Source organism: Nocardia sp. MDA0666, from assembly GCF_003023875.1.
GTDB classification, from domain to species: domain Bacteria; phylum Actinomycetota; class Actinomycetes; order Mycobacteriales; family Mycobacteriaceae; genus Nocardia; species Nocardia aobensis.
Window position 1 is genome coordinate 144,943 of record NZ_PYHT01000005.1, and the last position, 17,736, is coordinate 162,678.

Sequence of the window (17,736 nt, forward strand, 5' to 3'; positions counted from 1 at the left end):
AGAACGGGCGCTGCTCAGCCGCCCGCGAACGGCGGTAGTACGTCGACGCGGGCGGTGAGGAGCGTGCTGTCGTCGCGGGTGAGTTCCTCGCCCACCAGATAGGCGCAGACCCTCAGCATCGGATCCAGGTCGGCGCCGTAGGCCGAGCGCAATGCGGTGCGCAGATCACCGACCGTTGCCGACTCGGGCAGGTCGAGATGTTCGCTCGATTTGCCGACCGCGTCGGCGATCGCGGCGAAATATCTGACCTCAACCACCGATGGCTCCCATCGTGCGTTCCGGGGGGACGAAATCGGCGGCATCGATGCCGTGCCCGGCCCATTTGTTCCACATCGCGCCGCGCCACAGCTGCGCCAGGTCGTCGTCGCTCGCGCCGGCGCGCAGCAGTGAACGCAGATCGTATTCCTGGTCGCTGAACAGGCAGGATCGGATCATGCCGTCGGCGGTCAGGCGGGTGCGGTCGCAGTCGCCGCAGAATCGGCGGGTGACCGAGGCGATGATGCCGACCGTGGCCGGACCGCCGTTCACCAGCCAGGTCTCCGCCGGGGCGGACGGGTCGGCGCGCCCGGCCTCGGTGAGGGTGAAGGCCGTGCCGAGAACGTCGAGCAGTTCGGACGCGGTGACCATGTTGGTCCGCGCCCATTCGTGATCGGCGTCGAGCGGCATCTCCTCGATGAAGCGCAGTTCGCATCCCTCGTTCAGACACCACCGCAGCAGATCGACCGCACCCGAGAGGGTTTCGCGCATCAGCACGGCATTGACCTTGACCGGGTAGAGCCCGGCGGCATGGGCGGCGCGGATGCCGGTCAGCACCGAACCGAGCCGATCCCGGCGGGTGAGCCGGGCGAATCCGGCAGGGTCGACGGTATCGAGGGAGATGTTGACTCGGCCGAGTCCCGCGGCCGCCAGCGCGCGAGCGCGATGTTCCAGCCCGACGCCGTTACTGGTCATGGCCAGCGGTGTGTCGGGAACGGCGGCATGGCATCCGGCGATGATCTGCTCGAGATCGCGCCGCATCAGCGGCTCGCCGCCGGTGAAGCGCACCTCGCGGACACCCAGCCGCCGCACCGCGAGTTCCACCAGCCGCACGATCTCCGTGGCCGAGAGCAATTCGTCGGCCGGAATGGCCGGCAGCCCCTCCTCCGGCATGCAGTACGTGCAACGCAACGAGCACTTTTCGGTGATCGACACGCGCAGATCCCGGGCCGTGCGCCCGAATCTGTCGACGAGCAGGTCCGTGTCGGGCCGTCCGTTCAGCGAGGGCCGCCCGCCCCGGACGGCGGGAATCCCCATGAGAACGACGGTCACTCCTCCATTATGCGGGCCACCCCCACCTCACGTCCCGCAAGTCACCACCTGTGAGGTATGCGGGGCTCTGCCCGAAACCCCGCCGGAGCGAAGCGAAGGCCATCTACACAGCTAGGCTGACGTCTATGAGTCAGCCTGCCAAGACTGTGGCTCGGTCCGTCGAGGATCATCGGGAGCGGATCGAACAGTTGCTGCGACCGCTGGCGGCGCGGCAGGTGGAGCAGTTGGCGTTGCACGGGGCGCGGGGGCGGGTGCTGGCCGAGGATGTGCGGTCGCCGCTGGATCTGCCGGTGTTCCGCAATTCCGGGATGGACGGATATGCGGTCCGGGCGGAGTCGGTGGCGGTGACGCCTGTGACGCTGCCGGTGGCCGGTGTGGTGGCCGCCGGTCAGGGCGGCCCGGACCGATTGCCGGACGGGGCGGCGGTCAAGGTGATGACGGGTGCGCCGATTCCGCCGGGCGCCGATTGTGTGGTGCCGGTGGAGGACACCCGCGCCGTCGACGGCGGGGTGTCGATCGAACGCGGCCGCAACGCGGGCGATTTCGTGCGCGAGGCGGGTACCGATATTCGGCGCGGCGAGTTGCTGGTGGCGGCCGGGTCGTTGTTGTCGCCGCATCGGATCGCGGCGCTGGCGGCGGTGGGGGTCAGCTCGGTGGCGGCGGCGCGGCGGATCCGGGCGGCGGTCCTGACGACGGGCGACGAGTTGGTGTCTGCGGGTGTCGCGTTGCGCCCGGGTCAGATCTACAACTCGAATGGCATCGCGCTGGCTGCGGCGTTGGGCGCCAACGGGATCGATGTGGTGGACGTGTCGCACAGCCGTGACGATCCGGGCGAGTTCCGTCGCAAGTTGTCGGTCGCGACGGCGGCCGCGGATGTGGTGTTCACGTCGGGTGGGGTTTCGCAGGGCGATTTCGAAGTGGTCAAGGAGGTGCTGGCCGATTTCGGCGGCGAGTTCGGTTCGGTGGCAGTGCAGCCCGGCGGTCCGCAGGGCGTCAGTGTGGTCGACGGGATTCCGATTCTGAGTTTTCCGGGTAATCCGGTGAGCACGATGGTGTCGTTCGAGGTGTTCGCCCGGCCGATCCTGCGGCAGCTGAGCGGTTTGGCTCCGGTGCCGAATTACGATGTGGCGCTGTTGGATCCGGTACGTTCCCCGGCGGGCCGGCGCCAGTTCCTGCGGGGCCGGCGCGAAGGTGCGGGGGTGCGTTCGGTGTCGGGCCCCGGGTCGCATCTGGTGGCGGCCATGGCCCAGGCCGATGTTCTGATCGAAATTCCGGCCGAGGTCACGTCGGTGGCGGCCGGCTCGCTGGTGAGGGTGCGCGAACTGTGAACGACCTGCCTGATGCCGCGGCTTTGTCGCATGTCGATGCGGAAGGCCGGGCGCGCATGGTCGATGTGAGCGCCAAGGCCGAGACGACACGGGTGGCCGTCGCCGCCGGCCTGTTGCGCACGACGCCCGAGGTGGTGGCGCTGGTGCGCGCGGACGACCTGCCGAAGGCCGATGTGCTGTCGACGGCCCGCATCGCCGGTATCTCCGGGGCGAAGAAGACCTCGGAGCTGATTCCGCTGTGCCATCAGCTGGCGCTGTCGTCGGTGGATGTGCGCTTCGGTTTCGCCGAATCGGCCATCACCATCGAAGCGCGGGCGAAGACGAAGGGCCCCACCGGCGTCGAGATGGAGGCGCTCACCGCGGTCGCGATCGCCGGGCTCACGCTGCACGACATGGTGAAGGCGGTGGATCCGGCGGCCGTCCTGGACGGTGTGCGCCTGCTGACGAAAGACGGTGGTAAGCGCGGTCATTGGGAACGGCCGGACAGGGACCCGACCGAGGACCGGCCGGTTCACCATGACTCGGAATCGCCCGGGAACGCCCACTCCCCTGCCGACCCGAGCCACAGCGATGCGGCGCACGGCGCGTCGCACGCCGGCGAGGGCTCCCGGACCGCGGTCGTGGTCGTCGCCTCGACCGGCGTCGCGGCCGGTACCAGGGTCGACAAGACCGGTCCGGTTCTGACGGAATGGCTTACGGGACTGGGCTTTTCCGTACGCGGACCGCTGGTCTACGCCGATGCCGAGATCGAGGCCGGCCTGCGCGACGCACTCGACGGCACGCCGGGACTGGTGATCACCACCGGCGGCACCGGCGCCTCGCCCTCCGACGCCACTCCGGAGGCGACGCTGGCGGTGCTGGATCGGGAATTGCCGGGCGTGGCCGAGCTGATCCGCCAGCGCGGCACGGCCGCGTTTCCGTTGGCCGCCTTGAGCCGTGGCGTCGCCGGCCTGTCCGGCACTACGGTGGTCGTGAATCTGCCCGGTTCACCGGGTGGGGTCCGCGACGGGATCGCGGTCCTGGAACCGTTGCTGGATCATCTGCTGGCCCAGGTCGCCGGAGGAGGCCGCCATGAGTGAGTACACGCCGCTCACCCGCATCAGCGATCAGCCGTTGCAGCCCGAGGAGGTCGAGCGCGCGGTCACCGGACCCGAATACGGCGCGGTCGTCGTCTTCACCGGCAAGGTCCGCGATCACGATGGCGGACAAGCGGTTTCGGCCCTGGAGTATTCGGCCCACCCCGAGGCGGAGAAGTTCTTGACCCGGGTGTGCGCCGAGGTCGGGAAGTCCGTCGGCCTGCCGGTCGCGGCGGTGCACCGGGTGGGCGCGCTGACCGTCGGCGATCTGGCGATCACCGTGGCGGTCGCCGCACCGCACCGCCGCGAGGCCTTCGAGACGTGCGCGGAATTGGTCGACCGCATCAAGCACGAGGTGCCGATCTGGAAACGCCAACTGTTCGCCGACGGCATGTCCGAGTGGGTCAACGCCTGCGGCTAGGCCGGCGGAGTCAGCGCGCTTGCCGGCCGGGGTTCGCCTCGGCGGCGGGCGCGGTCTCGGTGAGATTCGCTTCGATGCGGCGCAGCGCCCGGAAGAGCGCGGCGCGTTCGGCGGCGCTGAACGATGTCAGCGCCCGTTCGGTCAGCCGCGCACTCTCGGCTTCGATCTCGTGCTCCAGGTCGCGCCCGCGCGCGGTCAGGTGCAGCCGGACCAGTCGGCGGTCGGTGGGATGCGGTTCGCGCCGGACCAGTCCGGCCGCTTCCATCCGGGTGGTCGCCCGGGTGACCGTGGGCGTCGCCAGGCCGAGTCGTTTGGCCACCTGACCGGGCGTCAGACCGTCTTCCTGCCAAAGCTGTCGCAGGATGAACTGCTGGCCCTCGTACACGCCGTGCCGGGCGTAGGCAGCGGCCGCCGCCACGGCGAGGGCGTGTTTGGTGGACCAGAACGCGGTCTGGAAGTCGTCGTCGGTCATGGTGTGTTCAGCGTAAAGGTATTGTTTTCGTTAGCCGACTCACGTTATATTCGTTGTCCGGCTAACAACATTGAACGGAAGACATACGTGAAAATCGGCATCGCACTCACCGACTTCTCCTGGCCCGTCCCGGGCAGCGGCATCGGTTCCGCGGTCACGGAACTCGCGCAGGCTGCCGACGCGTCGGGGATCGACAGCCTCTGGGTGATGGACCACTTCTTCCAGATCGGCATCAGCGGCCATCCGCCGGAGTCGCCGATGCTCGAGGCCTATGCCGCGCTGGGATTTCTCGCCGGAATCACCGACCGCATCCGGCTCGGCACCCTGGTCACGGCGGTGCCGTATCGCCACCCCGGCGTGCTGATCAAATCCGCGACCACCCTCGACGTACTCAGCGGCGGCCGCCTGATCTTCGGCGTCGGCGCCGGGGCACCCTTCGATCCGGAACCGATGGGACCACGCACCACATTCGAGGCCGAGGGCCTGGGCATTCCGTTCCCGCGCCTGCCGCGACGCTTCGAACAGCTGGAGGAACTCCTGCAGATCGCACACCGCATGTGGAGCGAGGACGAGACACCCTATCGGGGCAACCATTACGAATTGGCGCGGCCGCTCAATTCACCGAATTCGATCCAGCGCCCGCATCCGCCGATCCTGATCGGGGGCAGTGGCGAACGCAAAACCCTGCCGCTGGTGGCGCGATATGCCGACGCCTGCAATCTCTTCGACCTCCCCGGCACCGGCTACGCCGACAATCTCGCGCACAAACTCACGGTGCTGCGGCGCCGATGCGACGAGATCGGCCGCGACTATTCCACGATCGAGAAGACCGTCACCACGGCCCTGGATATCGACGCGGATCACGGACCGGTGCTGGAGCATCTGAAAACACTGGCCGCCACCGGTATCGACCACGTGATTCTCGGACCGGACGGGCCGTGGACCCCGCCGCGACTGGAACGCCTCATCGAAATAGCGCCCGATATTCACGCCCTCTGATATTCAGGCGCTCCGATCCGTGTCGTCCCTCGGCACATACCGCCACACCGGCAGCAACGCCTGTTCGTCCAGTGGTTCGGGTCCGGTATGGGCGGTGGCGTGCAGACGGGCGGTCGCGGCTTCCGAATCGAGTCCGGATCCGATGAGTACCAAACGGGTTTCGCGGGTTTCGCCGCGCGACCACACCGCCGGCTCGAAGACCACATGCCGGCCGACCATGTGCAGCAGGAACTTTCGGCTCTCACCGTCCACAGCGAAGGCGGTGGCACCCTTGGCGCGGAACAACCCCGGCGGCGGATCCTCCAGGAACCCCACCAGGCGACGCGGGTCGAGATCGGTTGTGGTGGTGAAGGATACGCTGTCGTAGCCGTCGTGCAGATGGTGGTGTCCGGGTTCCTCGTGATCATGATCGTCGAGCAGTTCGTCGAACGACAGCTGGCGGGCGACCGTCGATTCGCCGCGTTCGGGCACATCGAACAGCAGCGGCGGATCGATGCGGCCGTGCGCGGTGGCATAGACCGGCGCCCCCGCGGTGATCCGCTCGATCTCGGCGCGCAATGCGTCCAGCCGCGCGGCCGGTACCCGGTCGGCCTTGTTCACTACGATCAGATCGGCCAGGCGTAGATGTTTGGCCAGTTCGGGATGGCGGGCGCGGCTGTCGTCGAAATGCTCGGCATCCACGACCTCGATCAGTCCGCCGTAGCGAATGCGCGGATTGTCACTGCCGATGACCATACGGATCAGATTGCGGGGTTCGGCGAGGCCGCTGGCCTCCACCACGATCACGTCGATGCCGTGGCGCGGCTCGGCGAGCTGGGCGAACATCTCGTCGAGTTCGGTCACGTCCACCGCGCAGCACACACAGCCGTTGCCCAGCGAGACCATGGCGTCCACCTGGCCCGCGACCAGCATCGCGTCGATGTTCACCGCACCGAAATCGTTGACCACGACCCCGATCCGGGCTTCGCGTCGCCGCAGCAGATGGTTCAGCAGCGTGGTCTTACCGGCTCCCAGAAATCCCGCGACCACCAGAACAGGTATGCGCCGATCCATTCGGCCGAGCTTACCCAGGCCCGGACCAGGACGTGCCCGCCCCTTCGTGCGGAGGGGCGGGCACGAACGGGACCGATTACTTGCTCGGCCCCAGGAGGGTGGAGACCAGGGTGTAGGCGAGATTCACCAATTCGGAATCGAGCGCACCGTCGCCCAGGCCCAGCGATTTCGCCAGCGGCAGCAGCAACCGCATCGCGGTGGTGGCGAGATTACCGGCCGCGGAACCGGATTGCGGCGTCTTCTGGGTGCCGTTGGTTCCGGGTGCGGTCGAGGTCTGCGGCGCGGCCCCGGACGTGCCCGGATCGGTAGTCGAATAGGTCCCCGGCGCCGTGTGATAAGTGCCGGCCGGAGCGCCCGCCGGATCCGAACCCGGTTGCGTCGTGGCCGGCGCGGACGGCGAGGTGGACGCCGGTGCGGACTGCGTGGTGCCGGAGTTCGGTGTGCCACGCAACGCGTCGGTTGCCGAATTCTGCTGCGGTGCAACCGAATTCTGACCGCCCGAACTCTGAGCGCCGGAACTCTGAGCGCCAGAACTCTGGGTGCCGGAATTCTGGGTGGTCGAATTCTGGGCATCCGAATTCTGCGTCGTCGTCCCCTGCGGGGACGCACTCTCCGGCGCGGCATTCTGCGGTGCCGGACTCTGCGTGGTGGTGCTCGGCGACGTAGCGCCCTCCGACGCACCGGGCTGCGGCGCGCTCGCGGGACCGTCGGCCGGCGATGCGGCCGGCGACGTACCGCCCGGGGCCACTCCGATCAGATAGCTCACCAGCCCGGTCGTGATCGCGATGGCGTGTTTGAGTTGCCCGTCCGGCGACTCGAGCATTGTCGCGTCGTCGACATTCGCACCGTTGCCCATTTCGATGAAGACATCGGGCACCTCGGTCAGCGCCGGACCCGCGATATCGGACCGGGTCTGCAGACCGTCGACCGCGCCGGCGTAGTTCGCGGGCGTGAATCCGGCCTGTTTGTAGGCGTCGCGCACGGCGTTCGTGGCGACCTGGCCGGGACCGGATTGCGCCTGATTCGCCTTGGCGTCCGGGACCGGCAACTGCGGCACGATCAGATGGAATCCGTGATCCTGTTCCGGTGCGCCGTCGGCGTGGATGCTGACGGCCACCGCGGCGCCGGAGCTGTTGGCGGCGGCCGCGCGTTCGTCGACGCATCCGCCCCAGCCGGTGTCGTCCTGGCGGCTCATCACGACATGCGCGCCGAGCGCCTCGAGCGACTGCCGGACCAGCTGCGCCACATTCCAGTTGATGGTGTGCTCGGGCACGCCGCCACGGCTGGTCATGCCCGTCGTCTGGCACTCCTTGGTGCCGCCGCGCCCGTCGTTCACTTGACGATCTAGGTCTTCGGAGTGGTTCGTACCCTGATGGCCCGGGTCCAGAAATACCGTCTTACCCGCCAATCTGGTCGACATATCGGGATCTGCGGGCGCGGCCGGCGCGGCGAGAGCGGCGGCGGGCGCCAGCACACCGGCCGTGGTGACCGCGGCGACGGCGAGCCTGACTCCGGTCTTGATGATGCGTGGATGGTTCATGTTCGGACGGCGCACCCGGGACGGGCACACCCCTCCCTTCCCACTAGTAACATCAAACCCAGTGGTTCACTGTTGCAACGGCAGCATCACATGCGCAAGCTCAGTTACTGAACCGTTACCCCTATCAGAGCAGTAGCGACACGCCATTTCCGCAGACACGCCGGTCGCACGGCGAATCCGATGTCAGCCCCGGCGAGAAACGGACACTTCAGAGCTATCTCACTGTTGCCCGGACCGGCCACGTCGCGGAACAACCGGCAGGTTTGTGTCGCTGACCACATCCGGCGGCATCCGAACCGAATGCGCATCATTGCCCGAATGTCGCTGCCGCCGTGCGATTCCGCGCAATCCGCCGATATCCAGGCCCGCGAGCGAAAAAGCCGGAATGCTGAATCGGGATGATTCGCCAGAGTAATTTAATTCTGAAATACCGTTGTGTTGCACTCGCTGTCGACGCTGCAGTACGTTCCCATCTCGCACCTCGGTGGTCGAACCGCATGTGGGTGCCGTCCCCGTGGGCGCGAGGGGATCCCGCGGGGACGTTCAGCGACGGCATTTCCGGACCTCCCACACACCGCTCGCCGGGCGTTGTCGAATCTCCAGATATTTCATCGATCCGGTCCGCGCCTATCGGAATTCTGATAGACCAAGGCCCCGGAAGATGCGGGGATCTTCTGCGGCCGCCCGATAGTCGACGGCCGTCTGCGAGATCGAGGAGGACCGCCGTGCGTGGACGCACGTTTGTGATCGCCGGGACCGTCGCGTCCGCGGTGACGATGCTCGGATCAGGCTCCGCGGCCGCCGATCCGGCGACGACCATCCCCGGGGACGGGATGTACCGGGTCGGGGTCGATATCGCGCCCGGTATCTATCAGTCCGCGGGGCCGGCGGACCCGGCGCACGACTGTTCCTGGGAGCGCCTGTGGAAGATCCCCGAACCCGGTGATCCGCCGGACCCGAACGCCGCCATCGTCGCCAGCGACCGCACCCACATCACTCCGGTGCGGGTGCTGATCAAATCGTCCGATGTCGCGTTCGCCTCGGCCAACTGCGGCGGCTGGGTGATGATGCCGGCGCCGCCGGCGACCGGTTCCTACGGGCCGGGAGGGCCGTTCGGCAGCGAGTACTGAGCGAGGCCGATCCGGCGCGGTTCGTCCGATCGGATGCGCCGCGCCGGATCCGGCACCCGCCGCCTGCCGCGGCCGCGGTGTTACTGTCCGCTGAGATCCGGTGGATCGAGCGGAGGGATGCGATGGCGCGGCCGAGTCCGGTGGTGAGTCGTCGGTCGCTGGCCGACGGCCGCGAGATCATCTACTTCGACAGCGAGCCGGTGCCGCGCACCGCCGCCGACACCCGGGCCCTGCCCCGGACCAGCACGCATTCCCAGGCACGTTTTGATCCCCTGCTGGGCGAGTGGGTGGTGATCGCCTCGCACCGCCAGAGCCGGACCTTCCTGCCACCGGCGGATCTGTGCCCGCTGTGCCCCTCGCGTCCCGGCCATCCCACCGAAATTCCCGAGGCCGACTACCAGGTGGTGGTGTTCGAGAATCGCTTTCCGTCGCTGTCGACCGGCCGCGCCGAACTTCCCGACCATGTCGAAGGGTCGCCGGAGACGTTGCTGCGCAAGGGGTTCGGCCGCTGCGAGGTGGTGTGCTTCACCAGCGACCACGACAGTTCGTTCGCCGGGCTCGATCCGGGCCGGGCACGGCTGGTGGTGGACGCCTGGGCCCAGCGCAGTGCCGAACTCGGGGAGCTCGACGGCGTGGCCCAGGTGTTCTGCTTCGAGAATCACGGCGAGGAGATCGGCGTCACGCTCTCGCATCCGCACGGCCAGATCTACGCCTACCCCTTCCCCGCCCCGCGCACGGCGACGATGGTCGCGAACGCCGCCCGCCATCGAAAGGCGCACGGCAGCAATCTGTTCGGCGATCTGCTGGGCGCCGAGCGGGCCGCCGGTATCCGGGTGGTCGCGGCGAACGAGGAGTGGACCGCCTTCGTACCGCCGTTCGCCCGCTGGCCCTACGAGGTCCAGCTTTATCCACACCGCCGGGTGGCCGACATCCCCGATCTCGACGATGCCCAGCGCGACGGTTTCGCACATCTCTACCTGGATGTGCAGCAACGCTTCGCGCGCCGGTTCGACACCCCCATGCCCTATGTCGCGGCGTGGAACCAGGCACCGAAATCCCGTGTGCCCGGCGATGATTGGTGGCTGCACCTGCAGCTGTTCTCGATCCGGCGGACGGCGCACAAATTGAAGTATCTGGCCGGTTCGGAATCGGGGATGAACGTGTTCATCAGTGACACCACCCCCGAGACGGTGGCCGCCGAGTTGCGGGGGGTGCGGTGAGCGCGACACCCGGGCGCGGGGTATGGGTGGCGCCCGGCCGGGTCAACATCATCGGCGAGCACACCGACTACAACGACGGTTACGCACTGCCGATCGCGCTGCCCCAGGTCGTGACCTGCACCGCCGAGGTCACCACGGACGGCGCGGTGCGGGTGAGTTCGAAACAGCACGCCGGGCAGGTCCGCGAATCGCTCGACGGACTCGCCGAATCCGCGGTCACCGGCTGGGCCCGCTATCCGCTGGGCGTGGTGCACGAATACCGGCGCCGCGGGTACGAACTGTCCGGGGTGGTGCTGCAGATCGACGGGGCGGTGCCGGTGGGCGCGGGGCTGTCGTCCTCGGCTGCGCTGGAATGCGCTGTCGCACTGGCGATTCGCGATCTGTTCGGGATCGACGCCGACAGTGCGGAGCTGATCGACATCGGGCGGGCCGCGGAGAACTCGTACGTCGGCGCCGCGACCGGGACCCTGGACCAGTCCGCCTCGCTGCTCTGCACGGCGGGGCACGCCCTGTTCCTGGACTTCGCCACCGGCGACTCCGCGCAGGTTCCCTTCGATCTCGCCGCGGCCGGTTTGCAATTGCTGGTGGCCGATACCGACACCCCGCACCGGCTGGCCGACGGCGGGTACGGCCGGCGCCGGCGCGAATGCGAGCAGGCCGCGCACGCCCTGGGCGTTCATTCGCTGCGGGCCGTCACCGATCCGGCGGAAACCGAGCGACTGGCGGATCCGGTGCTGCGGCGGCGCGCCCGCCACGTCGTCACCGAGAACGCCCGGGTGCTGACCGTCGTCGGACTGCTGCGCGACGGGTGCGACCCGCGCGCGATCGGGCCGCTGCTGACCAGCGCCCACACCTCGCTGCGCGACGATTTCGAGGTCTCGACGCCGGAACTGGATGCGGCGGTGGCGGCCGCGCTCGACGCCGGCGCCCACGGTGCGCGCATGGTCGGCGGCGGATTCGGCGGCAGCATCATCGCCGTGGCCGACATCGACCGCACCGAGTCGATCGCGGCCGCTGTCCGGCGGCGATTTCGCGACGACGGTTTCTCACCACCGCGATTCTTCGTCGCCGTGCCCGCCGCCGGAGCCCGCCGGATTTCCTGATCACGCGGCCGGGCCGCACTAGGGTGGGATGCCATGACCAGGCGCAGAATTCTCATCACCGGTGCGAGTGCGGGCCTGGGGGCCGAAATGGCCCGGCAGTTCGCCGCGCGCGGACGCGATCTCGCGCTGTGTGCGCGCCGCATGGAGAACCTGCGCACACTGCGGGACGAATTGCTGGCGGCCCATCCCGATATCCGGGTTTCGCTGCGGACGCTCGATGTGGACGATCACGAGGCGGTCCCCCGCGTATTCGGGGAATTTCGCGACGAGTTCGGCGGACTCGATCGGGTGATCGTCAACGCCGGCCTGGGCAAGGGCGCCGCCCTGGGCACCGGCCGGTCGGATGCCAATATCGCGACGGCCACAACGAATTTCGTGAGCGCGCTCGCCCAAGCCGAGGCCGCACTGCAGATCTTCCGTGAACAGCGCGCCGGCCATCTGGTGCTGATCTCGTCGATGAGCGCGGTGCGGGGACTGCCCGGGAAGAAGGCCGCGTATTCGGCGAGCAAGGCCGGATTGTCCGCGCTCGGTGAGGGTTTGGCGCTCGAACTGCGCCGCAGCCCGATCGCGGTGACCACCGTGCAGCCGGGCTTCATCGCCACCGAGATGTCCGCACGCGCCGACGACGCGCGGCTGGTCGTTCCGCTCGAGCGCGGGGTGGCAGCGATGGTCGCCGCGATCGAGGCGGAGCCCGTGCGCGCCTGTGTGCCGCAATGGCCTTGGCGCGCACTGAACCTCGTGCTGCCGCGACTGCCGCGCGCGGTCATGGCACGGCTCGGCTGAGCCGGGTCACGGCAGCCCCGGAGCCGGTGAGGTCTCTCACAATCGACGGGCCCGGCCGATGTGAAGTTTCACCAATAGTCCGACACTCTGCCAGTTAGCGGGATGCTCGATGTGCGCCCGGCTGCGGCAAAGTGCCGTCGTAGAGGCGACTCACATCGATAGCTGAATAGTTACTACTTCCTGCGACTTGCTGTCACAAATACATCTTCTGCGCCCGCACCGCGTCGAAGCGTCGAGATGCGGATCAAGAATGCGCTAGTTACTCTCGGGTAGCATCACGTCCCGAACAAATTTCGCAAGCATTCGTCATGTCAATTCAGGAGGCGGCGTGCCGCATTCTCGTTTCGAAGCGATCGGCGCATATCTACCCGAAAAAAGGGTCACCACCGAGGAATTGATATCGCGCCTCGCCGTACCGCCCGCCTTCGATCTCGAAACGATCACAGGTGTGCGCGAACGCCGCGTTCACGACACCAGCCCGGAATCCTACGAGGACTCGTTCGTCCTGGCCGGCAAGGCCCTGGACGAGTGTTTATCCAGGTCACAGTACTCCGGGTCGGAGATCGAGGTGGTCATCTCCACCTCCATCACCCGCAGTAAGGATGCCGACAAAATATATATGGAGCCGTCGTTCGCCTCGGCTCTGGCACAACGGATCGGCGCGCAGAACGCGATCACCTTCGACCTTTCAAATGCCTGTGCGGGAATGCTCAGCGGAACCTACATTCTCGATCGTATGATTCGATCCGGAATGGTGCGCAACGGCATCGTGGTGAGCGGCGAAGCCATTACTCCGATCGCCGATACCGCAGTGCGCGAAATTTCCGACAAATACGATCTGCAATTCGCGTCGCTCACCGTGGGAGATTCCGCGGCCGCGGTGGTGCTCGACCGCTCCGTCGACGAGGCCGACCGTATCGACTACATCGAGCTGGTCACCGCCTCGGAGTTCTCCCACCTGTGCCTGGGCATGCCCAGCGACAAATCCCAGGGCGTCGCGCTCTATACCGACAACCGCAAGATGCACAACGAGGCGCGTTTCCTGCTGTGGACCGACACCCAGCGCATGTTCTACGACAAGCGCGGCACCACATTCGCCGAGGAGAACTTCGACTTCGTCATCCACCATCAGTTCGGCGCGGCGGCGATCCCGTACATGAACGCCATCGCCGAACGGGAATTCGGCGCACCGATGCCGCCCGACCTCAATGTGCTGACCGAATACGGGAACACCTCCAGCACTTCGCATTTCATCGTGCTGCACGACCACCTGAGCCGCGGGGAGATCCCGGCCGGCTCGAAACTGCTGATGGTTCCGGCCGCCTCCGGTGTGGTCGGCGGCTTCCTGTCCACCACGATTTCGTCTCTGAAGGTCTGAGGTACTGGTCATGGGCGTTGCCATCACATCCACCGGAATCAGTCGCGAGGGCGACACATTCAGCATCGTCGAGCACAGTGGCCGGGCCGCGCGCCGCAGCCTAGAACGCGCCGGGGTGGCGCCGGAGCAGGTCGGGGTGCTCATCAACGCGGGCATCTTCCGCGACTCCAACACCGTGGAACCGGCGGTGTCGGCGCTGATCCAGAAGGAGGCGGGGATCGGACTGGACTATCGGTTCGGCGATCCGCGCTCGTTCTCCTTCGACCTGATGAACGGCGCCACCGGTGTGCTCAACGCGGTCCAGGTCGCCCAGTCGATTCTCGAGACCGCCGGGTCCGGCCATGTCCTGATCGTCTCCGGGGACACCCATCCGTCACTGGCCCGATCGGCGGCCGACGACGAATTCCCCTACGCCACCGCCGGTGCCGCGCTGCTGCTCGAGCACACCGACGAACCGGTCGGCTTCGGCCGGGTACACACCGTCGCGGGTTCGGGCTCCCCCGCGGTGCAGTCGTATGTCGACGTCACCATGATGGGTACGGCCGGACGCGGACTGATGACGGTGGAACGCGAACCCGGATTCGAGGATCGGCTGCTGGAGATCGCGGCCGAGGCCGGCCGCCGCGCCCTGGACGCCGACGAAATCGATCCCGTCGCAACGGTTCTCATCGCGTCCACACCCACGCCGAAGTTCCCGCAGTTGCTGGCCGAGACCCTCGGTATCGGAGCGGTCCGCACGCCCGACCTGTCCGCCGGCGATCCGCACACCGCCTCGCTGCCGCTGGCCTATCACCGTGCGGTGGAGGAGGATTCGCTCATCGGCTTCGATACCGTGCTGTTCGTCGCGGCGGGCGCGGGACCGTCCGCGGCGGCCGCGGTGTACCGCCTGCCGGTCGCGGCCGGTGCGGCGGCGTGAGCGGTACCTACTGGCGCGCGGTCGACCGGTTCCGCGTGGTCGCCGCCGCGGCGCCGGACCGCACCGCGGTGTATTTCGCCGACGCCGGGCACACCCCCACACCGCACTATCGGCGGCTGAGCTACACCGACCTGGACCGCTGGTCCGACGCGATCGGTGAGCGGCTCACCGCCGCGGGCGTGGGCAGCGGCACCCGCACCATCGTGCTGGTGCTGCCCGGGCCGGAACTGTACGCGATCATGCTGGGCCTGTTGAAGATCGGTGCGGTTCCGGTGGTCATCGATCCGGGCATGGGACTGCGCCGCATGCTGCGGTGCCTGCAGGCGGCCGACGCCGAGGCGTTCATCGGCATTCCGCAGGCGCATGCGGCGCGAGTGCTGTTCCGCCGCTATTTCCGCGGGGTGCGGGTCGCGGTCACGGTCGGGCGGCGCTGGTTCTGGGGCGGAGCGACCTTCGACAGCTGGGGTCGCCACCCGTCCGGCACCGCGCCGGAGCGCACGCCGGCGCCCGACGGCGACCTGCTGATGATCGCCTTCACCACCGGGAGCACCGGACCCGCCAAGGCCGTGGAGATGACCCACGGCAATCTGTCGGCCATGGTCGAGCAGGTCCACGCCGCGCGCGGCCATGTGCCGCCGCAGACCTCGCTGATCACGCTGCCGCTGGTCGGCATCCTGGATCTGCTGCTCGGCTCCCAGTGCGTCCTGCCGCCGCTGATTCCCAGCAAGGTGGGTTCGACCGATCCGGCGCACGTGGCCGACGCCATCGGCCGATTCGGGGTGCGCACCATGTTCGCCTCCCCTGCCGTGCTGATCCCGCTGCTACGCCACCTCGAGCAGACCGGCACCCGGCTACCGACGCTGCGCAGTATCTACTCCGGGGGCGCACCGGTCCCGGACTGGTGTATCGCCGGCCTGCGCGCGCTGCTCGACGAGGATGTGCTGGTCTACGCCGGATACGGATCCACCGAGGCGCTGCCGATGTCGACGATCGAATCGCGCGAACTGCTGGACGGCCTGTCCGAACGCGCCCGCGCCGGTGCGGGCACCTGCATCGGCCGCCCCGCCGACCGGGTGCGGGCGCGCGTCGTGGCGATCACCGACGACCCGTTGCCCACCTGGGCGGACGCCCAGGGGCGCGAGGGGGACGTGGCGACCACCGGCGGCATCGGCGAACTGGTGGTGGCCGGGCCGAATGTGAGCACCCGCTACTACTGGCCCGCCGCGGCGAACGCGACGGGCAAGATCGTCGACGGCGTGACCGTCTGGCATCGCACCGGCGACCTTGCGTGGATCGATGATCAGGGCCGAATCTGGTTCTGCGGGCGCAAATCCCAGCGGGTACGCACCGCCGACGGCCCGATGTTCACGGTGCAGGTCGAACAGATCTTCAACGCCGTCGCCGGTGTGGCGCGCACGGCGCTGGTCGGGGTGGGCCCGGCCGGAGCGCAGCGCCCCGTGCTGTGTGTGGAACTGCGCCCGGGCGCCGATCGCGACGACGTGACCGCCGCCCTACGTGCGCGCGGCGCGGAATTCGAGCTCACCACGAAGATTTCGGAGTTCCTGTTCCACCCGAGCTTCCCCGTCGATATCCGGCACAACGCCAAGATCGGACGAGAACAGCTCGCGGTATGGGCGGCCCGGCAGATCGCGAAGGCGGCGCGATGACAATGAAAGTGGTTGCGCTGCGGTCTATTCCGATCGCGGGCTGGTTGTTTCTGCTGGCCGGTCCGGCGGTCCGGGGCTCCGGCCGCCGGTGGCTGCGAACGCTGTGGTGGATCGACGCGGTGCTCAGCATCGGTGTGCACGCCGCCCAGATTCCGGTCGCGGTGCGCGCCGCACGGGGCAGCGGGCGGTCCCGCCTGTACACCGCCGTCATGACGCAGCTGTTCGGCCTCACCTGGTGGCGTACCGAAACAGTGCGCAGTACGGCATCTTTCGAGGAGAACCAACGGTGAAGGCACTCGTCACGGGCGCATCCGGATTTCTCGGCGGCGCGCTGGTCCGCCGCCTGGTACGCGAGGGCGGCCACGAGGTGACCGTGCTCGCGCGGCGCACCAGCAACCTCGGCGATCTGCCCGATCTCGACGGGGTGCGGGTCGCCTTCGGCGACCTCACCGACGAAGCGTCGCTCGAAAGTGCCTGCGTCGGAGTCGATGTGGTGTTCCACAGTGCCGCCCGCGTCGACGAGCGCGGCACCCGCGCACAGTTTCGCGCCGAAAACCTGCGCGCCACCGAAGTTCTGCTGCGCGCCGCCCGGGCCGCGGGTGCGACGCGATTCGTGTTCATCTCGAGCCCGAGCGCCCTGATGGATCGCGACGGCGGCGATCAGATCGACATCGACGAATCGGTACCGTATCCGCGCCACTATCTGAACCTCTACTCCGAGACCAAGGCCGCCGCCGAGCGGGCCGTATTGGCCGCCGACACCGAGGGTTTCACCACCTGTGCGCTGCGGCCGCGCGCGATCTGGGGAGCCGGCGACCGCTCCGGGCCGATCGTGCGCCTGCTCGGCCGGACCGCGCAGGGGCGCCTGCCCGATCTGTCGTTCGGCCGCTCGGTCCAGGCATCGCTGTGCCATGTCGACAACATCGTGCACGCCTGCCTGGGCGCCGCCACCTCCGACCGGGTCGGCGGCAAGGCCTATTTCGTCGCCGACGCGGAGAAGACCGACGTGTGGGCCTTTCTCGCCGAGGTGGCGGGCGGGCTCGGCTACCCAGCGCCCAGCCGGCAACCCGATCCGCGGGTGCTGGCGGCCGCCGTCTCGGTGATCGACACCGTCTGGCGCGTACCGGCGATCGCACGGCGCTGGTCGCCACCGCTGTCGCGCTACGTGGTGGCATTGCTGACCCGCACCGCGACCTACGACACCGGCGCGGCGGCACGGGATTTCGGTTACGCGCCGATCATCGGCCGCGAACAGGGCCTGGCCCGGTTCCTGTCCTGGCTCGAATCCCAGGGCGGCATCGAGCAACTCACCCGCGAGCTGCGGTAACGCATAGTCAGGAGC

At 68.3% G+C, this 17,736-nt stretch carries 18 protein-coding genes; 13 read left to right on the forward strand and 5 right to left on the reverse strand.

What is annotated here, in order from left to right; genetic code table 11:
• Window positions 1-14: 14 nt before the first annotated feature.
• Together C8258_RS10590 and moaA are read right to left on the reverse strand one after the other, a co-directional pair.
• The gene (locus C8258_RS10590) at window positions 15-257 is read right to left on the reverse strand and encodes a MoaD/ThiS family protein (RefSeq protein ID WP_106955020.1); all 243 of its coding nucleotides are present in this window, start codon (window positions 255-257) and stop codon (window positions 15-17) included.
• A complete protein-coding gene (gene moaA / locus C8258_RS10595) occupies window positions 250-1,308 on the reverse strand; it encodes a GTP 3',8-cyclase MoaA (protein WP_106955021.1) in 1,059 nt (352 codons plus the stop codon). The genes C8258_RS10590 and moaA overlap by 8 nt, the downstream gene beginning before the upstream one ends.
• A gap of 125 nt (window positions 1,309-1,433) precedes the next feature.
• On the opposite strand from moaA, the gene glp reads away from it, so the two are divergent.
• The 3 genes from glp to C8258_RS10610 are packed head-to-tail and all read left to right on the forward strand — an operon-like array spanning window position 1,434 to window position 4,133.
• Window positions 1,434-2,636 (forward strand): gephyrin-like molybdotransferase Glp, encoded by a 1,203-nt coding sequence (gene glp / locus C8258_RS10600; protein ID WP_106955022.1) that lies wholly within the window; start codon window positions 1,434-1,436, stop codon window positions 2,634-2,636.
• Between the two features lie 56 nt (window positions 2,637-2,692).
• The gene (moaCB, locus tag C8258_RS10605; protein ID WP_199195667.1) at window positions 2,693-3,715 is read left to right on the forward strand and encodes a bifunctional molybdenum cofactor biosynthesis protein MoaC/MoaB; all 1,023 of its coding nucleotides are present in this window, start codon (window positions 2,693-2,695) and stop codon (window positions 3,713-3,715) included.
• Entirely contained in the window at window positions 3,708-4,133 is a 426-nt protein-coding gene (locus C8258_RS10610; protein WP_106955024.1) for a molybdenum cofactor biosynthesis protein MoaE, read from the forward strand. Before moaCB ends, C8258_RS10610 begins: the two co-directional genes overlap by 8 nt.
• Before the next feature lie 10 nt (window positions 4,134-4,143).
• Here C8258_RS10610 and C8258_RS10615 read toward each other — a convergent pair whose 3' ends face one another.
• A complete protein-coding gene (locus tag C8258_RS10615; RefSeq protein ID WP_106955025.1) occupies window positions 4,144-4,605 on the reverse strand; it encodes a MarR family winged helix-turn-helix transcriptional regulator in 462 nt (153 codons plus the stop codon).
• 87 nt (window positions 4,606-4,692) lie between these two features.
• Between C8258_RS10615 and C8258_RS10620 the strand changes: the two genes are divergently transcribed.
• On the forward strand, window positions 4,693-5,604 hold the full coding sequence (locus C8258_RS10620; protein ID WP_106955026.1) for an LLM class F420-dependent oxidoreductase: 912 nt from the start codon (window positions 4,693-4,695) through the stop codon (window positions 5,602-5,604).
• A 3-nt stretch (window positions 5,605-5,607) separates the two neighbouring features.
• Here the strand turns inward: C8258_RS10620 and C8258_RS10625 are convergent, their stop codons facing one another.
• Both C8258_RS10625 and C8258_RS33625 read right to left on the reverse strand, forming a co-directional pair.
• A complete protein-coding gene (locus C8258_RS10625; protein ID WP_106955027.1) occupies window positions 5,608-6,657 on the reverse strand; it encodes a GTP-binding protein in 1,050 nt (349 codons plus the stop codon).
• A gap of 76 nt (window positions 6,658-6,733) precedes the next feature.
• The gene (locus tag C8258_RS33625) at window positions 6,734-8,197 is read right to left on the reverse strand and encodes an N-acetylmuramoyl-L-alanine amidase (RefSeq protein WP_106955028.1); all 1,464 of its coding nucleotides are present in this window, start codon (window positions 8,195-8,197) and stop codon (window positions 6,734-6,736) included.
• Between the two features lie 725 nt (window positions 8,198-8,922).
• Between C8258_RS33625 and C8258_RS10635 the strand changes: the two genes are divergently transcribed.
• The 9 genes from C8258_RS10635 (at window position 8,923) to C8258_RS10675 (ending at window position 17,721) form a co-directional block, all read left to right on the forward strand.
• Complete coding sequence (locus C8258_RS10635) at window positions 8,923-9,327, forward strand: hypothetical protein (RefSeq protein ID WP_106955029.1); 405 nt, start codon at window positions 8,923-8,925, stop codon at window positions 9,325-9,327.
• Window positions 9,328-9,485: 158 nt separating this feature from the next.
• Complete coding sequence (gene galT / locus C8258_RS10640; RefSeq protein WP_199195668.1) at window positions 9,486-10,547, forward strand: galactose-1-phosphate uridylyltransferase; 1,062 nt, start codon at window positions 9,486-9,488, stop codon at window positions 10,545-10,547.
• Window positions 10,544-11,650: a galactokinase gene (gene galK / locus C8258_RS10645; RefSeq protein ID WP_106955031.1), complete on the forward strand. Its 1,107-nt coding sequence runs from the start codon at window positions 10,544-10,546 to the stop codon at window positions 11,648-11,650. The genes galT and galK overlap by 4 nt, the downstream gene beginning before the upstream one ends.
• Window positions 11,651-11,683: 33 nt before the next feature.
• Window positions 11,684-12,433 carry an SDR family oxidoreductase gene (locus C8258_RS10650; RefSeq protein WP_106955032.1) on the forward strand — a complete coding sequence of 250 codons (750 nt, stop codon included), beginning with the start codon at window positions 11,684-11,686 and terminating at the stop codon, window positions 12,431-12,433.
• 328 nt (window positions 12,434-12,761) lie between these two features.
• Window positions 12,762-13,811, forward strand: coding sequence for a 3-oxoacyl-ACP synthase III family protein (locus C8258_RS10655; protein ID WP_106955033.1), 1,050 nt, complete (start codon window positions 12,762-12,764; stop codon window positions 13,809-13,811).
• A gap of 10 nt (window positions 13,812-13,821) precedes the next feature.
• On the forward strand, window positions 13,822-14,727 hold the full coding sequence (locus tag C8258_RS10660) for a hypothetical protein (protein ID WP_106955034.1): 906 nt from the start codon (window positions 13,822-13,824) through the stop codon (window positions 14,725-14,727).
• A complete protein-coding gene (locus tag C8258_RS10665) occupies window positions 14,724-16,394 on the forward strand; it encodes a fatty acid CoA ligase family protein (RefSeq protein ID WP_106955035.1) in 1,671 nt (556 codons plus the stop codon). The genes C8258_RS10660 and C8258_RS10665 overlap by 4 nt, the downstream gene beginning before the upstream one ends.
• Window positions 16,391-16,684: a hypothetical protein gene (locus tag C8258_RS10670; RefSeq protein ID WP_199195658.1), complete on the forward strand. Its 294-nt coding sequence runs from the start codon at window positions 16,391-16,393 to the stop codon at window positions 16,682-16,684. The genes C8258_RS10665 and C8258_RS10670 overlap by 4 nt, the downstream gene beginning before the upstream one ends.
• Complete coding sequence (locus C8258_RS10675) at window positions 16,681-17,721, forward strand: NAD(P)-dependent oxidoreductase (RefSeq protein ID WP_106955036.1); 1,041 nt, start codon at window positions 16,681-16,683, stop codon at window positions 17,719-17,721. Before C8258_RS10670 ends, C8258_RS10675 begins: the two co-directional genes overlap by 4 nt.
• The last annotated feature ends 15 nt before the right edge of the window (window positions 17,722-17,736 follow it).